Origin of the sequence: Devosia sp., from assembly GCF_039927955.1 — a bacterium.
Lineage (GTDB): Bacteria > Pseudomonadota > Alphaproteobacteria > Rhizobiales > Devosiaceae > Devosia.
Map to the genome: position 1 here is coordinate 1 of NZ_JBDSUA010000001.1, position 16983 is coordinate 16983.

The window sequence follows — 16983 nt, forward strand, 5'->3', positions numbered from 1 at the left end:
CCCATGGCGACGCCATCAGGGCGTGGACGCCATGGGCCTGCCGTTGCGGAGCCAAGACGCAAGTCCGCCTGTCCAGCGCATGCAGCGAGCCTCCGGAACAGCATGGGGCAAGGCTTGCTTCATTTTACTACCCGCCGGAAGACCGGCACCCAGGCGATCCTTGCCCCATGTCGCAGTTCAGGCTGTGATGATGCTGGATGTCGCACCCGCAGGAGCACTCCATGCGGCGTTTTTGCCTGCGGTTTTTTCGCAGAATCCCTTCACCCCCGCCCCAACTCCGCCACGATCTGGGGTGGACAGCATGCCGCACCTGTGCATTTTGCCAAAATCCCCTGTTATATCATACACTTAAGCGCGCACCGCCAACCTTGACACTGCAACCACCCACCACTATGTTGCGCGCGACTAAACAGGCGCCCCGAGTAATCGGAAAAGCAGCCGGACAGGGGGAGGAAGCGGATGGCAAAGCCGCAAGACACCAAGGGTCCGGCCAAGAGTGCCAGCGGAGTGACGAGCGATCTTGCATCGCGCATTGCTTCTGCGAAACGGGACCGCGCGGTCGAGGACGATAGAGCCTCGGCAAATGGTTCCGGCGACATGAGCGGTCTGGCGCGCGGTATGCGCATTGGCACCGAGTTCATTGCCGCGATCCTGGTTGGTGCGGGCCTCGGCTATCTCATCGATCTGGGTCTGGGTAACCTGGGCCTGAAATCCAGTCCCTGGGGCTTGCTTATCCTGCTGATGATAGGCTTTGCTGCCGGGGTTACGAACGTCATCCGCGTGGTGGCAGAAATGAATGCCGCATCGCCTGCCCCGCCGGGGTCCGATTTGGGACCCGACGACGCGGAAGACGAAGCGGACAGATAGATAATGTCGACCGGACCTAATTAGGAGCTAAGACTTGGCTGGCACCGATCCGATCCACCAGTTTATCATCACCGACATTGTCTCGTTCGGCAATTTTGGTGGCGACGGCACGCCCGGCAGCGGCGTCCATCTCGCTTTCACCAATTCCGCCCTGTTCATGGTGGTGACGGTTGTCGTCATCTCGCTGTTCCTGATCCTGTCGTCCGCCGGCAAGCGGGTCATTCCGGGCCGCATGCAATTGCTCTCCGAACTCACCTATGAGTTTGTCGCAGGCATGGTGCGCAGTTCGGCCGGCACTGCCGGCATGAAGTTCTTCCCGCTGGTGTTTTCGCTGTTCACCTTCATTTTCGTGGCCAACGTGCTCGGTCTGGTGCCGTATTTCTTCACCGTCACCTCCCACATCATCGTCACCTTCGCGCTGTCGATGCTGGTGTTCCTCACCGTCATTGTCTATGGCTTCGTCAAGAACGGCCCGAAATTCCTCAAGCTGTTCGTGCCCGCCGGTGTGCCGGGCTATATCCTGCCGATTGTGACGCCGATCGAAATCATTTCGTTCCTGTCGCGTCCGATCAGCCTGTCGGTGCGTCTGTTCGGCAATATCCTTGCCGGCCACATCACCCTCAAAGTTTTCGCCGGCTTCATCGTCACCATGAGCTCGCTGGGTTTCCTCGGCATTCTTGGTTCGGCGCTGCCGCTGATCATGGCTGTCGCGCTGACCGCCCTGGAATTCCTGGTCGCTGGCGTCCAGGCCTACGTCTTTGCGGTGCTGACCTGCATGTACCTCAATGATGCGATCCATCCGTCGCACTAAGTCCCAACTACCTGTCCACGGCGGGATTTTCCGCCAGAGAAAACCCGCGAAACTATCGCTTTGAAAGGAATTAAAAATGGAAGCTGAAGCCGCAAAGTACATCGGTGCCGGTATTGCTTGTTTCGGTATGGCCGGTGCTGCCATTGGCGTGGCCAACATCTTCGGGAACTTCCTGTCGGGTGCCCTGCGCAACCCTTCGGCTGCTCCGAGCCAGTTCGGTAACCTGATCTTCGGGTTCGCCGTGACCGAAGCTCTGGGCATCTTCTCGTTCCTGATCGCGCTGATCCTGCTGTTCGTCGCTTAATAAAAGCAACGACCACTGATACTGGCAGCCGGGACCGTTCCGGCTGCCGTTCATTGTTCCGCCGCTGGCGGGATGATCCATATTCAATGGGTGTCTGATCATGGCGACTGAAGCGACTGCACAAGAGGCCGCACCGGCTGTTACAGCTCCGGCAGCAACAGCGCCGGCGGCAACCGAGAGCACCACTGCTCCCGTTGCCCATGATGCGGCTGCGACCGATACCACCCATGCCACGACCGAGGCCCATGGCGGCAAGGAAGTTTTTCCGCCGTTCGATCCTGCTACCTTTGGCTCGCAGCTGCTCTGGCTGGCGATCACCTTTGGCGCCCTTTATATTCTGATGAGCCGCGTAGCCCTGCCCCGCATTGGCGGCATTCTGGAAGATCGCAAGAGCCGGATCGATGGCGATCTGGCCGCTGCCGATGCCAGCCGCCAGCAGACCGACGCAGCGATTGCCGCTTATGAAGCAGCTCTCGCCAGCGCCAAGGCAAAGGCCAATGCCATCGCCCAGGAATCGCGCGATGCCAATGCCGCCGAACTGGCCGGCAAGCGCACCGCCATTGAAACCGAGCTGTCGGGCAAGGTCACCCAGGCCGAGGCCCGCATTCAGGCGACCAAGCAGGCAGCCCTCACCCATGTCGACGAAATCGCCAGCGAAACGGCGCAGGCCGTGGTCAGCCAGCTGATCGGCGATGTCTCCCCCGACACGGTCAAAGCTGCCGTGGCCAAGGCCAGCAAGGAGTAAGCCGCGATGACATTTGCGCTCGACAATACCTTCTACGCCACTCTTGGCCTGGTCATCTTCCTCGGCCTGATCACCTATTTCGGCGTCCCCAAGATCATCGGCAAGCTGCTCGACGGCAAGATCCAGCAGATCGCGGACGAACTGGTCGCTGCCAAGCGCCTGCGCGAAGAAGCCGCTGCCCTGCTGGTCGAATATGAACAGAAGCGCGTTGCCGCCGAAGGCGAAGCCGAAGGCATTATCGCTGCTGCCAAGGACGAAGCTGTCCGCATGACCGCCGAAGCCCAGGTGGCACTGACCGAGCTGTTGACCCGCCGCACCAAGGCCGTCGAAGACAAGATCGCCCAGGCCGAAGCTGCCGCAGTTGCCGAAGTGCGTGCCCGCTCCGCCGACGTCGCCATCGAAGCGGCCCGCGCCGTCCTGGTCCAGGAAATGCCCCGCAAGGCCGGCGACCTGGTCGAAAAAGCCATCGGCGACGTGGCCTCGCGCCTGAACTAAGGTTCGGACGGAATGAAATTCAAAAGCGGGTCGCAAGGCCCGCTTTTTGTTTGCGCCAATCCCTCAGTCGTCCCCTCTCCCCTTGAAGGAGAGGGACCGCTTTTCTGCGTTCAGCAGAAAAGCAGGGTGAGGGGTTGCCTCCGCAAATACTCAGCGAAGAAAGAAACCCCTCATCCGCCCTTCGGGCACCTTCTCCCTCAAGGGGAGAAGGAAGAGGCGTGCCTCAAATCTCGTCCAAAAACTCATCCAGAAACCGCCGCAGCTTCTGCTGCCGGCCAACCGCCAGCCGCCGCCCGGTCACCGTCTGGAATCCCTCGACCAGCCCAAACAGCTTGACCTCGAAATGGTCGATGGCGAACCGCTTGTCATCCAGCGGCCTGGCCTCCGCCTTCGGATCGACCGGGTCGTAAAGCCCGCTCCCCATCCGTCCGGCGATATAAAAACACCGCGCCGCGCCCACCATGCCGATGGCATCGAGTCGGTCGGCGTCCTGCAGGATTCTAGCCTCAACCGTCGTCGGAGTTATCCCCGCCGAAAAGCTGTGCGCTACAATGGCATGATGAACCTGTGCAACGCGGTCCGCGCTCCAACCCAAGTCTGCAAGCAGTCTCGCCGCTTTGTCCGCGGCCAGCAGCGAGGCCTGTGCGCGGTTGGGCGCATTCTTTTCCACCGCCACACAATCATGCAGCAGCGCCGCCGTCACCAGCACCTCGAGATCGCCGCCCTCGGTGACGGCAATGGTCGCAGCGTTCTTCCAGACGCGCTGCAAATGCGACACATCATGCGATCCATCATCGCCGGAAACCGCATGGGGCAGCAGCGTGCTGGCCAAGTCATCGAATGGCGCAAAGGCGGAACTTGTCATCGGACACTCTCACAAACAGAGCGCGGAGACTTCACCGAGTCTGCCCGATGATGAAAGCAAAAAGGCGGGCCGGAGCCCGCCTTCCAAGTCTATTCCGCCGCTTGCGGCAACGGCTCGGGCCGCTCCCATTTCAGGATCGGCGAACGCGCCGCCCGCGTCTCGTCGAGGCGCCGGCGCGGGGCATTGAGCGGGGCGGACAGGAACCGGTCCTTGTTGCCGCCCGTCGCATCCTTGGCCAGTTCCAGCATCACGTCGCAGAAATGATCCAGCGTCTGCTTGGGTTCGCTCTCGGTCGGCTCGATCAGCATGGCGCCATGCACCACCAACGGGAAGTACATGGTCATCGGGTGGAAGCCCTCGTCGATCAGCGCCTTGGCGAAATCGAGCGTGGTCACGCCCGAGCCGCTGAGGAAATCATCGTTGAACAGCGCTTCGTGCATGCAGGGATAGTCGGGGAACGGCACCGAGAAAGCATGCTGGAGCCGCGCCTTGATATAGTTGGCGTTGAGCACCGCATCCTTGGCCGCTTGCGCCAGCCCATCGCCGCCGTGGCTGAGCATATAGGTCAGCGCGCGGACATACATGCCCATCTGGCCCTGGAATGCGGTGATGCGACCCAAGGACTCGCCCTCGGAGTGTTCGACCAGCGACAGGCCATCTTCACCCTTGCGCACGAACGGCACCGGCGCAAACGGCGCCAATGCTGCCGACAGCACCACCGGCCCGGCGCCCGGACCACCGCCACCATGCGGCGTCGAGAAGGTCTTGTGCAGGTTGATGTGCATGGCGTCGATGCCCAGATCGCCCGGCCGCACCACGCCCATGATGGCGTTGAAGTTTGCTCCATCGCAGTAAAAGAACGCGCCCGCCGCATGTACGGCTTCGGCGATTTCAATAACCTGAGGTTCAAAGAGTCCACAGGTATTGGGGTTGGTCAGCATGATCGCCGCCACGTCCGGCGACAGCGCGGCCTTGACCGCGGCGACATCGACGGTGCCATCATCACGTGCCGGGATCGGCTTGACGGTATAGCCAAGGAAGGCAGCAGTGGCCGGGTTGGTGCCGTGGGCACTCTCAGGCACCAGCACCACAGTGCGATTAGCCTGCCCCGCCGCTTCCTGCGCGGCTTTGATGGTCATCATCCCCAACAGTTCGCCATGCGCGCCGGCCTTGGGTGTCAGCGCTACCGCAGCCGTATTGGTCAGCGTCATCAGCCAATGGCTAAGCTCGTTCATCAGCTTGAGCGCGCCCTGCACCGTCGAGGTCGGTTGCAGCGGATGAATGTCGGAAAAACCCGGCAGCCGCGCCATCTTCTCGTTCAGCCGTGGATTGTGCTTCATCGTGCACGACCCAAGCGGATACATGCCCGAATCGATCGAGTGGTTGAGCCGGCTCAGGCGCACATAGTGGCGCATCGCTTCCGGCTCGGTCAGCCCCGCAAGATCAAGCGGCAGCTTGCGCTCGAAGCCGCCGAGGCGGCTCGACGAGATCTCCACATCCGGCAGGTCGACGCCCGAATGGTGAGTATCGCCGATCTCAAACAGCAGCGGTTCGTTGGGCAACAGCGACGAGCCGGAGGAATTGACCGAAGTAACGGAGCCGGTGCCGGTTGGGCGGCCTTGCGTGTTCATGCTCATGCCAGCAGCTCGTTCAGGCCAGAAACCAGCGCAGCGATATGCTCGTCGGTGGTCAGTTCAGTCGCAGCCAGCACGATCAGATTGGCCAGTTCGGGTCGATCCGGTTCCAGCCTGGAAACCGGCACACCGGCCAGAATGCCCTTGCGGGCCAAGGCCTCGATCACCGGCGCAGCGGCGACCGGCAGGCGGATAGTCATTTCGTTGAAGAAGGTCTTGTTGATCAGCGTCACACCCTTCACGCCGCCTAGTGCGTCGGCCAAAGCACAGGCCCGAGCGTGGTTGAGCCGCGCCAGCTTGGTGAACCCGGCTTCGCCCAGCAGGCCCATATGGATCGAGAATGCCAGGGCACAGAGCCCGGAATTGGTGCAGATATTGGAGGTCGCCTTCTCGCGGCGAATATGCTGCTCGCGGGTGGACAGCGTCAACACGAAGCCGCGCTGGCCTTCGGCATCGACGGTTTCGCCGCACAGGCGCCCCGGCATCTGGCGGATGAATTCCTTGCGCGTCGCCATCAGCCCGACATAGGGGCCGCCAAAGTTCAGTGCATTGCCGATCGACTGGCCTTCGGCCACCACGATATCGGCGCCCAAGGCGCCGGGAGCCTCGAGCAGGCCCAGCGACACCACTTCGGTGACCACCACGATCAGTAGCGCCCCCTTGGCATGGGCCGCGTCGGCGGCGGTCTTGATGTTGCGCAGGTGACCGTAAAAGTCCGGCGTCTGCACCACGATGGCGGCGGTCCGGTCGTCGATCCGGTCGAGAATATCGCCCTGCCCTTCCGGCGAGGCGGCCAGACACTCCAGATCGTCGTCACCCTTGAGGTAGGCGCGCACCACGTCGCGATAATGCGGGTGCAGGCCACCCGACAGGATCACCTTGTTGCGCTTGGTCAGCCGTCGCGCCATCAGCACGGCTTCGGCGGTGCCGGTGGAGCCGTCATAGAGCGAGGCATTGGCCACATCCATGCCGGTCAGCTTGGCGACCTGGGTCTGGAACTCGAACAGCATCTGCAGGGTGCCCTGCGAGATTTCCGGCTGGTAGGGCGTGTAGGCCGTCAGCCATTCCGACCGCTGGATCAAGTGATCGACCGAAGCCGGCACATGGTGGCGATAGGCGCCTGCCCCCACAAAGAACGGGCCGTCGCCTGCCGCATGGTTCTGGTCCGCCAATCCCCGCATATGCGACTCAACCATATATTCAGGCGAATGCTTGGGCAGATCGAGTGAGGCCGATTGCAGCGCGATTTTTGGCACGGCGCTGAACAGCGCCTCGATCGAGCTGACGCCGATAACGCCAAGCATTTCGGCGCGCTCGGCTTCGGAATGGGGGAGATAACGCATGAAAATTGCCTTCTTGAATGTGGAACACCCCCTCCCTTCCCTCCCCGCAAGGGGGAGGGTGAGTTCCGTGGTGTGGCGAGATTCTGCCAAAACACCGGGTCCACCCTCCCCCTTGCGGGGAGGGCCAGGGAGGGGGTGCTTCGGCTTACTTGATCAGTTCGGCATAGCCCGCGTCGTCCAGCAGCCCATCCAGCTCGAGTGGCGTCGCCAGCGCGATCTTGAACATCCAGCCCGCCCCGGCAGGGTCCTGATTGACCAGCCCCGGCTCGCCGGTCAGCGCTGCGTTGACTTCGGTCACGGTGCCCGAAACAGGTGCATAGATTTCCGAAGCGGCCTTGACCGATTCGACGACGGCGGCTTCGTCGCCCTTGTTCAGCACCTTGCCGACTGCTGGCAGGTCGACAAAGACGATGTCGCCGAGCTGTTCCTGGGCGTAGCTGGTAATGCCGACAGTGCCGGTCACGCCGCCGTCGACGCGGATATATTCGTGATCGGTGGTGAATTTGGTGGTCATGGCGTCCTCAACGATGGTCAGATCTGGATGTTCAGATTTTGGCTTTACGGAAATAACGATGTGGCACGAAGGGCGTCGGCGCCACTTCGGCTGTCTGGACGCGGCCGCGCACCGAAACGCCGAGCTTGGTGCCCGGCGTGGCCAGTGCCGGCGGCACGAACGCCAGAGCGATGGCGCGGGCCAATGTGGGCGCAAAGCCACCGCTGGTGACCACGCCGACGACAGCGCCGGTGCTGTCGAGAATTTCTGCACCCTCGCGTGCGGGAGCGCCGTCCACGAGCAGGCCGACCCGAACCCGGCTCAGATCGCCGGCGAATTCCTTGAGAATACGCGACGCACCGGGGAAATCGGCGACCTCGCGGCGGCGCTTGGAAATGGCGAAGTTCAATCCCGCTTCGGTGGGGGAAATGGTTTCGTTGAGATCATGGCCGTAGAGCGGCAGGCCAGCTTCCAGCCGCAGGCTGTCGCGGGCGCCCAGCCCAATCGGCTTGACTCGCTCGTCGGCCAACAACACATCCCAGAACGCCTGCGCAAATTCCGGTTCAACCAGAATTTCAAAGCCGTCCTCGCCGGTATAGCCGGAGCGGGCGACTACCAGCGTGGTGCCGTTCCACTTGAACGAGCCGTATTGCATGAAGCCCAGTTCGGTGGCCTCGGGCACGATGGCCGCCATCACCGCGACCGCGTCCGGCCCCTGCAGCGCCAGCAGGCCGCAATTGTCGGCGCGGTTGAGCACAGCCTTGCCGCCCGCAGCCGCTTCGATATGGGCCCAGTCGCCATCCTTGGTGCCGGCATTGACCACGATATAGAGCGTGCCGGCCCAGGCCGAATCGAGTGGCCGGGCAATCATCAGGTCGTCGATGGCGCCGCCATCCGGATTGAGCAGCAGTGTGTAACGGATTTGGCCGGGCTTCAGCCCCTTGATATCGCCACAGATCAGCGGCTCGATCAGCGCGGCAATCGCGGCGTGATCGGCTTCCGCATCGCCGGTTTTATCCTTGAGCATCAGGAACGACGGGCCCATATGGCTGACGTCGAACAGCCCAGCATGCTCACGGGTCCATTTGTGTTCGGCCATGATGCCGGTGGGATATTGCACCGGCAGCGCGTAACCGCCGAACGGCACCATTCGACCGCTGAGTGCGATGTGGCGCGCGTTGAGCGGCGTAGTCTTGAGGTCTTGAACTGGGATTTCGGCCATAGGCAGGGCACTCTCGGGCAAAGGTGACACGACAAACCTCGCCTTGCGGCGAATTCCGTGCCCCCTCTGTCCTTGTCACCTGAGAGATTTCCCGGACGCCTATGGTCCGGTTGCTCCTTCGGTGGGGCGCTGCCGATCGGCGCGCCCGCTTTCCAGAGTGTATGCAGGCGGTTTAACGCCCGGACTGCGGTCCGTTTGCCTGAGAGTTTCCGGGGCGGTTGCTCCTTCGGCGCTGGAGAAAACCAGTCTCTCCCGCAGTCACCGGCACCATGGTTCAGAATGGCAGGCGCGTCAACCGCGGCCGGCGCTTGATCACAGGATTGCAGCACTGCACAAAAGCAAATGCCGCCCGGAGGCGGCATTGCCGAAGGCTTTTAAGACTGATTAGCCGCGGGTATCGAAGCCGACCCAGATGGTGATCTCGTCGCCGCCCAGATAGGGGATGGCAACACCATTGACCACCTTGGTGAACTCCTGCGCACCGGCGCCAGCGAACGCCACTGGCAGGCTGAACTTTTCTGAATAGACCGCCTGGCCGTCGCGTTCGACGGCAAAGCGCAGCGGCAGCGTGACCGAAGCCTGATTGCCAGCAGGGCCAAGCACGGCGTGGCCGGCGGCGCCCATGTTGACCGTGATCAATCCGTTCGAGACCACACAGTTGCGAGTCACTTCGTCGATGACCGCCTGATAGTTCAGCTTGGTCGGGTCGCCGACCTTGCCGTTGCCATAGTAGAATATCGCTTCCCCGCCGGGGCGCACCTTGATCGGCGGGCACTGGGTAGCGATGGCCGGAAGAGCGTTGGTCTGCGCCTGCGCCATCTGGGCGGGAGATGCATTGGTATTGGCGAGCCCGGCATCGGCGGCAGGCGCCCCGCCACCAAACATCGGGCCCATCGAACAACCAGCCAACAGCGCAGCGGCACCGGCAAAACCGGCAAGACGCGCGGCAACAGTTACAACAGTCATCGGCATGGGCCGGCCTCCAAACGCACACACTCTAAACAAGGTCGGTTTCCAGCGCCATCAGCACAGCAGGAGCACCGCTGCCCGAGACGCCCGGAGCATCTTCAACGAATACGGATTTGACCACGCCATCGCGAATGATCAGCGCGGCGCGGGCATAGCGTGTGCCCAGATTGCCGCCGGAGAAATCCTTGTCGAGGCCAAGGGCTGCAGCAAGCTCGCCATTGCCATCGGCCAGAAAATCGATCTCGCCCAAAGCATTGGTGGCTTCAGCCCAGGCCTTCATCACGTGCTGATCGTTGACCGAGGCGCAAACGATGCGGGTGACGCCTGCCGCACGCAGCTTGGCGGCATTGGCGAGAAAGCCCGGCAAATGATTGACGTGACAGGTGGGCGTAAAGGCGCCGGGCACCGTGAACATCACGACGGTGCCCTGGCCCAGCACGGCATCGGACGTAGTGTCGGAGATTCCGCTGGCATCGACAAGCTTGAGCGGTACGGACGGAATGGTGTTTCCGCGTTCAATCATAAATCCAAAGCCCCTCGTTCCCGTCAAACCGCCATTGGCGCCAGCCGGGGCGTACATAGTCTGGCAATTCGGATATGCGGCTTTTGATCCGCATGCAAGAGATCACCGTCTCCCCCGACTACCGCATCGTTGCTCAGTCCGAAGCGCTCACCCGTCGCGAGACCTCAAATGCTCCCATCGAGGTCATAAACGTGAGCTGAACGGACTGGTTTGCCAAGCCGTTTTCACCAGTCTCGCCCAGAATTGGCAGCAGCACTAGCCCGGGTTCCGGGCTTTTTTGCGGCGCGCCGAACAGCGGGTCGCCAGTGGTGCTGGTGGCAATCAGGGATTGTGGATCGACCTGCGGATCGGCCAGCTTCACGGCTATGGCGTGAGCCGCCTGGTCATAGCTGACGCTATCAATGGCCGGGATCTGATCCGTCCACTCGGCCGGCGCCAGTGCCAGAGCCTGCCGGATGCGCAGGCCATTGGCGCGATCGGACGTTGAGAAATCCAGCGGCAACTGGAATTTGGCTTGGGCGGGAATGCACACTTCCGAGCAAATCCCCATCACCACTGAGAGAGAAAGCTGCGGCGTCGCATCGGTGGTCGCCAGATCGATCGGCAGCACCGTCGGACCCCAATAGACGTAGTCGGTATAGCCGTCGCGCTCATCAAGCACCGGATAGGGCCAGATGATCGTGGGGTTGGCCACCCCGGTCGATCCGGCGGCATCAACCTGCGTCGGTATGCCGGTCTCGCCCGGCACCCGCCAATAGGTGCGGGTATTGGCCGGCATGTCGATTTCCAGTCCGATCAGCGTGTGTCCATCGGCCTTGATCTGGCCGGACGAAATCAGCCGCAGCTTCACGCCACCGGCGATTTCCTGCCAAGGCGTTTCTGCCGCCAGCAGCGGCATGGCGGAAAGGGTCAACAAAGCGAACGAGAGCAGCGTTTTCATAGCCCAGCCATAAACCACGATTGGATGAAGAAATAGCGCGGACCCGATCAGACCTGCGTGATGGCCCGGTACCCCCGGCTTGGCAGCACGCGGCGTCCGCTTTACAATGGCGCAATGGATACGCTTGAAGGCCAGTTTCTGGTGGCCATGCCCGACATGCAGGACGAACGCTTTGCCCAAAGCGTCATCTACGTCATTGGCCACAGCGCCGATGGCGCCATGGGCATCATCATCAACCAGAAGCTCAAGGATATGGCGTTTGCCGATATCCTGGACGAGTTGGAACTGGGCGATCCCGACGCAATCATTCGCCTACCGGACCGTATCAGGGACCGTGCCGTGATGTCGGGAGGCCCGGTGGAGCGCGGTCGCGGCTTCGTGCTGCACAGCGCCGACTTCCGCAGCGGCAACACCTTCCCGGCCGCCAATGAGATTTACCTGACCGCGACGCTGGATATCCTGCGCGCCATGGCCTTTGGCCCGGCGCCCAAGGCGGCACTGTTTGCATTGGGTTGCAGCGGCTGGGGCCCGGGCCAACTCGAAGCGGAAATCCGCGACAATGGCTGGCTTAACGTCCCGTTCTCGCGCGACCTGCTGTTCGATCTGCCAATCGAGAAGCGCTATGAAGCGGCCTTAGCCAAACTCCACATCACCCGCGCCAGCCTGAGCGGTGAGCCGGGGCACGCTTAGCCTTTCTCTAGTCTCAGTACTCTCGCACCACACCCTCAGCCGGTTCCCACGGGCTTGACCCGAGGGCCTCTTCCAATACAGCACGTGCAACGCGTGGCCCACGGGTCAAGCCCGTGGGAACCGACTGAAAGATTTGAAGCTGTGGCAAATGGGCTGGTGGCGCGCTCGCCGCGCCCACGACGGTGTCATCCGAAATCTACCGCGAAACCTGAGCCGTCAGCTGCTTGCCAAATTCCGAAGCCGTCATCGCCGCCCCGAACGCAAAGCCCTGTGCCAGGCGGCAATTGAGGGTGCGCAGCCGCTCGATTTCGTCCAACGTTTCGACGCCCTCGGCGATCACCTGCAAATCCAGATCATTGGCCAGGGCGACAACAGCGCGGATGATCGGCGCCTGCGTGTGGCCAGCGCCCTTGGTATCGCTGATCTGCACGAAATCGGCGGGGATCTTGATGGTGTCGAACGGGAAGCGGTGCAGGTAGCTCAGCGATGAGTGACCGGTACCGAAATCATCCAGCGCCAGGCCCAGCCCGAGGTTTTTCAGCGCCGCTAGCATATAGGCCGAGTGCTCGGGATTGGTCATCACCTGCGATTCGGTGAGTTCGAGCTTGAGATGCGGCGCGACCTCGGGATGTTGGCCGACCAGCGAGCGGATATCGTTGAGCAGCGTTTCGGTCGCCAATTGGGTGGGCGACAGATTGACCGAGATGAAGAAACTCTCGGGCAGATTCGGCAGCTGGGTCATCCAGTCGCGCGTATGATAGGCGGCCTGCTCGAAGGCGATACGCCCGAGCTTTTCGATCTGCCCGGAGCGTTCGGCCAAGGTGATGAATTCTTCCGGGGCGACGACACCCCGGGTCGGATGGTTCCAGCGCATCAGCGCTTCTGCCCCAGCGATCTGGCCCGTGATGATGTCCATGATCGGCTGGAACTGCACCTGCAATTCACCCTGCTTCATGCCGCGTTCGAGGTCTTCCTCATTGGCGCGGTTGTAAGCCGAGATCGAGCGGGCCGAAGCGCGATAGGCCTCGATGCGGTCGCCGCCCAGCCGCTTGGCATAATACATCGCCAATTCGGCATCGCGCAGCACGTCGGCGGCGCTGGCCGGATTGCTGTCATAGATGGTGACGCCGATGGAGGCCGACAGCGTCAGGTCGCGGTCGCCAAAATTGAACGGCGCCTTGAGCGCCTTGCGGATCTGTTCGGCGGTTTCGGCAATCTTTCCGGCCGCCTGTTCGGACGACAGGATCACCGCAAACTGATCGCCGGCCACCCGCGCCACGGTATCGAGTGGACGCATGATGCGGCTGATACGGCGCGAGATCGCCAGCAATACACTGTCGGCAGCGGAATGACCGACACGTTCTTCCAGTTCCATGAACCGGTCGATGTCGATCAGGAACACCGCCGGCTTGGTCCCACTCGGGGTGCGGGCGCGGACCAGGGCGCGCTCCAACCGATCAAGGAACAACTGCTTGTTGGGCAGGCCGGTCAGGCTATCATGCACCGCATCGTGCAGCAGCCGTTCGCGGGCGGCCCGGTCCTCGGTGACATCCTGCAACGTACCGACGATGCGGTTGACCTGGCCGTCGCCGCCCAGCACCGGCTTTACCCGCATGCGGAACGAGCGGTAGCTGCCGTCATGGCTGGCAATGCGCATGTCCGACGACACCTTGCCACGCCGCAGTTCGACCAGCGTATCGAAAGCGGTGCGGAAGCGATCGCGGTCTTCGGGATGGACCCGATCCAGCCAGCGCTTGATCGCCCCGCGCAGCGCACCGCGCTTTTCGCCAAGGCGGGTGGCCAGTTCATCGCTGACCGAAACGCGGTCGCGTTCGATATTCCAGTCGAACACGAAATCGCCCGAACCGGTCAGCGCCAGGGCGCGCCGCTCGACTTCGGACAACGTGCCGATCGACACCTGTCCCTCCGAAAAGGCGTGTTGAACCGCCGTAAAGCCCAATAACATCACCGCCAGCACCAGTCCGCCGGCAACAGCTGGCTGGGCCACATCGTTGGAGACTTGCCCGGAAATCACCAGCCAGCCGTAGAACAACCAGGCGATGATGATGATCCAGGTCGGCACCAGCAGCACCGCTCGATCATAGCCGCGCAGTGCCAGCAGCAGGATCAGCACGAAGCCAGAGACGCCGAGCAGCGCCAGCACCAGCCGCGCGATGGTTGCCGCGATGGCAGGCTGGAAGAACGCAAAGGCGAACAGCGCCAGGAACAGCGCGGCAAGGCCTAGCGCCAGGTGAATAAAGCGCAGGTGCCAACGATGCAGGTTGAGATAGATGAACAGGAACCCGGCCAGAGTCGTGGCGATGCCCGCCTCCGAGGCGGCGCGGAACGGTTGCATGGCGCCGGCGGGCAGCCCGAGCAATCGTCCGAGGACCGAGAAATCGATAAGCAGGTAGATCAACACGGCCCAGGCAAAGGCTGCGGTTGCCGGAAACACACCGCGTCCCTTGACCACGAACATGATGGTCAAAAACACCGCCGCCAGCGAGGCGATGCCCAGCACCACACCGCGGAACAGCGTGAACGAGTTGACATAGTCGCGGTAGGCGTTCGGCTCCCACAGGTATAGTTCAGGCAGGTTGGCCGAGGCCAGTTCGCCCACGAAGGTCACGGTGGCGCCGGGATCGAGAGTAATCTCGAAGACATCGGCTTCGCTATCGGCCAGCCGCACCGGACGGATGCCGGCGCTGGGCGTCAGCGCTGCTAGCCGGTCATTGCCCAGATCGGGGTTGAACACGCCCGAACCCGGCAAGCGAAAGAATGGCGCTACCAGCAGGCGTTCGATCTGCTGGTCACTATCGTTGCGCAGTGCGAACAGCGCCCAATCGGGATTGGTGCCGGCCTTGGAGGCCAGAACTTCGATGCGGCGGATAATGCCATCTTCGCCGGGCGCTGTGGAGAGTTGGATATGCCCGGCGTCGCCCGGGTTCAGCTCGATAACACTGGAAAGATTGACGGCATTGACGTCCACGGGGACCGAAATCACCTCGAAAGCCGATGTCGGCAGAGCCGACGCCAACCCAAGCGCAATGAACACCACGAAAGCAACTAGATGACGCATCAGGGGCGAATATATCCTGCGGTGGGCTTCATTGTGGCAATTGCGCGAAATGGGATCGCCATTGTCAGCCCCTCTGCGGGAGCGCAACTTTGGTAGCGAGGTTTGGCGGCCGCCACAAGCGTTTGACACTGTTGCGGATCGGCAACATGGCGGGATGGTTAGCCTTGAAACCGGCAATGGGGATCAACGCGGCCGAGCGCAGCCTAGTCTAGCAGCGATCGTGCTGAACCTTCACGCCGGCATAACCGGCGGCCGCAATTTCGGTGCAAAGACTGGCCCATTCGCAACGGCTACACGCCTTGCGGACCTGCCCCTGGGCAAAGGCGACGCGTTGACGCGCCAGGGTTCCGGCATCAAGCAGAAACTGCTGGCCGACCGCGATGGGTCGCTCCAGCAGTTCAGCGAGGTCCCGCGCCGCCAGCATATCGCGCTCGATCACGCTTTCGTTGTGACAATGCGGATCGGCGTCATCCAGCAAAGGCTGGCAGACGTCGTCCGGCCCATCGACGATCACAATGTCTTCCCCGGCGTTGAGCCGCCCCGCGATCACGTCATAATTGGCGGTGAACGCAAGGCTGTAGCCCTTGCCGACATAGGTCAGCAGGCAGAGCAGATGGTGTGGTCGCAGGCTGATCGTCACTTGGCAGCAGATTTGCCGGGCAAGCGGGTCAAGCCCATCAGCAGCGCCGCGCCCAACACCGATTTCAGCACGCCGCCGAGCACGAACGGGGTCACGCCAAAGGTGATGGCCTTTTCCACGCCAATGCTGACAGAAAGCCAGCTAGCGCCCAGCGCCAGACACAGCAAGTTGCCGGCCAGCATGGCGACAAAGGCCAGTACAACGCGCTGACCATTCCAGCCGCGTTCGGCCAACCAGCCAACCAGCGCGCCGATCACCGGGAAGGCGAACAGATAGCCGCCCGTTGGCCCCATGAAATGGGCAAAGCCAGCAGCGCCGCCAGCCAGCACCGGCAGGCCCAGCGCGCCTTCGATCAACCAGGCAACAATTGTCAGGGCACCAAGGCGCCAGCCATAAAGCGCGCCGACCAGTGTAACGGCCAGCGTCTGCATGGTCATTGGCACCGGGTACATCGGCACTTCGACATAGGAGGACAGCGCGAGAAACGCCGTGCCCAGCAGCACGGCAGCGCCCTGCCACTGCAAGGACCGGCTCTGCAAGTGCAGCGGGCTGAAAGACGAGGGAAGGGCAGAAGCAGATTGCGACATTGATTTCTCCGGTATGCCAAAATTATAGATAATATTTGGCTTCAATCTATTAAACCTAAAATCACGCCTGCGAGCAAGGGTGCCGATGACTTTTACCCGACAATGGCGAAGGCATTGCGCATCACCCCTGCCCCGGATTTCACCGGCTTTTGGCCAATCCACTGCACATGCCGCCCCAATGTCGCCGCCGCCTGCTCCACCTGTCCCTGCCGCAGCGCCACCAGGATCGCCAGATGATCCAGATCGGTGCGGCTTTCCCATTCCGATCGCCAGGCGGCAAATAGAAAACGAGCGCTCGCCGCATGCAGGTCATCGATCGCGGCGAGCAGGCGCGGCATCTCACACGGCGCAAGGATGGTGCGATGGAAGGTGCGGTTGGCCTCTTCCCAGGAGCGAACATCGCGGGATTTATCGCCGGCTCTGCTGGCCTGCTCCGCCAGATCCAGAATCGCAGGCGTCAGGTGCGGCGCGGCCTGACGCAGTGCCAGCACCTCCAGTGCGGCCCGCATTTCGGCAACTTCCTTGACATCGGCCAGATCGAACGCGGCAACGCGGAAGCCGCGGCGCGGCTCGCTGATAGCCAGCCCCTGCGCTTCAAGCAGCCGGAATGCCTCGCGCACCGGCACGTGGCTGGTGCCGAATTCTTCGGCAATGTGATCCTGCCGCAGGCGGGCGCCAGGTTCGAGATCGCCTGAAATGATCCGCTCGCCAAGGATCTTGCTGATGCGGACAGCGATAGTGTCGTCTTTGCTTGCCATGAATTATCGATAATTTGC

The 16983-nt window shown here is 62.2% G+C and carries 18 protein-coding genes and 2 riboswitches; of the genes, 6 read left to right on the forward strand and 12 right to left on the reverse strand.

Annotated features, from left to right (window positions below; all coding sequences use genetic code 11):
• Positions 1-459: 459 nt before the first annotated feature.
• The 5 genes from ABIT12_RS00005 to ABIT12_RS00025 all read left to right on the forward strand — a co-directional run bounded on the left by ABIT12_RS00005 (position 460) and on the right by ABIT12_RS00025 (position 3222).
• Positions 460-867, forward strand: coding sequence for an AtpZ/AtpI family protein (locus ABIT12_RS00005; RefSeq protein ID WP_348040130.1), 408 nt, complete (start codon positions 460-462; stop codon positions 865-867).
• 34 nt (positions 868-901) lie between these two features.
• On the forward strand, positions 902-1678 hold the full coding sequence (locus ABIT12_RS00010; RefSeq protein WP_348040132.1) for a F0F1 ATP synthase subunit A: 777 nt from the start codon (positions 902-904) through the stop codon (positions 1676-1678).
• 76 nt (positions 1679-1754) lie between these two features.
• On the forward strand, positions 1755-1982 hold the full coding sequence (locus ABIT12_RS00015; RefSeq protein ID WP_348040134.1) for a F0F1 ATP synthase subunit C: 228 nt from the start codon (positions 1755-1757) through the stop codon (positions 1980-1982).
• A 100-nt stretch (positions 1983-2082) separates the two neighbouring features.
• Positions 2083-2727 carry a F0F1 ATP synthase subunit B gene (locus ABIT12_RS00020; RefSeq protein WP_348040136.1) on the forward strand — a complete coding sequence of 215 codons (645 nt, stop codon included), beginning with the start codon at positions 2083-2085 and terminating at the stop codon, positions 2725-2727.
• 6 nt (positions 2728-2733) lie between these two features.
• Complete coding sequence (locus ABIT12_RS00025; RefSeq protein ID WP_348040138.1) at positions 2734-3222, forward strand: ATP F0F1 synthase subunit B; 489 nt, start codon at positions 2734-2736, stop codon at positions 3220-3222.
• A 223-nt stretch (positions 3223-3445) separates the two neighbouring features.
• Here ABIT12_RS00025 and ABIT12_RS00030 read toward each other — a convergent pair whose 3' ends face one another.
• The 8 genes from ABIT12_RS00030 to ABIT12_RS00065 form a co-directional block, all read right to left on the reverse strand.
• Positions 3446-4087 carry an HD domain-containing protein gene (locus ABIT12_RS00030; RefSeq protein ID WP_348040140.1) on the reverse strand — a complete coding sequence of 214 codons (642 nt, stop codon included), beginning with the start codon at positions 4085-4087 and terminating at the stop codon, positions 3446-3448.
• Between the two features lie 89 nt (positions 4088-4176).
• Positions 4177-5724 carry an aminomethyl-transferring glycine dehydrogenase subunit GcvPB gene (gcvPB, locus tag ABIT12_RS00035; protein WP_348040142.1) on the reverse strand — a complete coding sequence of 516 codons (1548 nt, stop codon included), beginning with the start codon at positions 5722-5724 and terminating at the stop codon, positions 4177-4179.
• Complete coding sequence (gene gcvPA, locus ABIT12_RS00040) at positions 5721-7064, reverse strand: aminomethyl-transferring glycine dehydrogenase subunit GcvPA (protein ID WP_348040144.1); 1344 nt, start codon at positions 7062-7064, stop codon at positions 5721-5723. The genes gcvPB and gcvPA overlap by 4 nt, the downstream gene beginning before the upstream one ends.
• A gap of 145 nt (positions 7065-7209) precedes the next feature.
• The gene (gene gcvH, locus ABIT12_RS00045; RefSeq protein WP_348040146.1) at positions 7210-7578 is read right to left on the reverse strand and encodes a glycine cleavage system protein GcvH; all 369 of its coding nucleotides are present in this window, start codon (positions 7576-7578) and stop codon (positions 7210-7212) included.
• A 31-nt stretch (positions 7579-7609) separates the two neighbouring features.
• Positions 7610-8779 (reverse strand): glycine cleavage system aminomethyltransferase GcvT, encoded by a 1170-nt coding sequence (gcvT, locus tag ABIT12_RS00050; protein ID WP_348040148.1) that lies wholly within the window; start codon positions 8777-8779, stop codon positions 7610-7612.
• 56 nt (positions 8780-8835) lie between these two features.
• Positions 8836-8945, reverse strand: a riboswitch (glycine riboswitch).
• A gap of 11 nt (positions 8946-8956) precedes the next feature.
• A riboswitch (glycine riboswitch) is annotated at positions 8957-9044 on the reverse strand.
• A 119-nt stretch (positions 9045-9163) separates the two neighbouring features.
• Positions 9164-9751, reverse strand: coding sequence for a hypothetical protein (locus tag ABIT12_RS00055; RefSeq protein ID WP_348040150.1), 588 nt, complete (start codon positions 9749-9751; stop codon positions 9164-9166).
• A 25-nt stretch (positions 9752-9776) separates the two neighbouring features.
• Complete coding sequence (locus ABIT12_RS00060; protein ID WP_348040152.1) at positions 9777-10271, reverse strand: peroxiredoxin; 495 nt, start codon at positions 10269-10271, stop codon at positions 9777-9779.
• A gap of 133 nt (positions 10272-10404) precedes the next feature.
• A complete protein-coding gene (locus ABIT12_RS00065) occupies positions 10405-11211 on the reverse strand; it encodes a protein-disulfide reductase DsbD domain-containing protein (RefSeq protein ID WP_348040154.1) in 807 nt (268 codons plus the stop codon).
• A 114-nt stretch (positions 11212-11325) separates the two neighbouring features.
• Between ABIT12_RS00065 and ABIT12_RS00070 the strand changes: the two genes are divergently transcribed.
• Positions 11326-11901 (forward strand): YqgE/AlgH family protein, encoded by a 576-nt coding sequence (locus ABIT12_RS00070; RefSeq protein WP_348040303.1) that lies wholly within the window; start codon positions 11326-11328, stop codon positions 11899-11901.
• A 196-nt stretch (positions 11902-12097) separates the two neighbouring features.
• Here the strand turns inward: ABIT12_RS00070 and ABIT12_RS00075 are convergent, their stop codons facing one another.
• The 4 genes from ABIT12_RS00075 to ABIT12_RS00090 all read right to left on the reverse strand — a co-directional run bounded on the left by ABIT12_RS00075 (position 12098) and on the right by ABIT12_RS00090 (position 16965).
• A complete protein-coding gene (locus ABIT12_RS00075; protein WP_348040156.1) occupies positions 12098-14980 on the reverse strand; it encodes an EAL domain-containing protein in 2883 nt (960 codons plus the stop codon).
• Positions 14981-15188: 208 nt separating this feature from the next.
• Positions 15189-15620, reverse strand: a complete 432-nt coding sequence (locus ABIT12_RS00080; RefSeq protein ID WP_348040158.1) for a DUF1284 domain-containing protein — start codon at positions 15618-15620, stop codon at positions 15189-15191.
• Positions 15617-16207, reverse strand: coding sequence for a biotin transporter BioY (locus ABIT12_RS00085; protein ID WP_348040160.1), 591 nt, complete (start codon positions 16205-16207; stop codon positions 15617-15619). Before ABIT12_RS00085 ends, ABIT12_RS00080 begins: the two co-directional genes overlap by 4 nt.
• 92 nt (positions 16208-16299) lie before the next feature.
• Positions 16300-16965 (reverse strand): GntR family transcriptional regulator, encoded by a 666-nt coding sequence (locus ABIT12_RS00090; RefSeq protein ID WP_348040162.1) that lies wholly within the window; start codon positions 16963-16965, stop codon positions 16300-16302.
• Positions 16966-16983 lie beyond the last annotated feature (18 nt).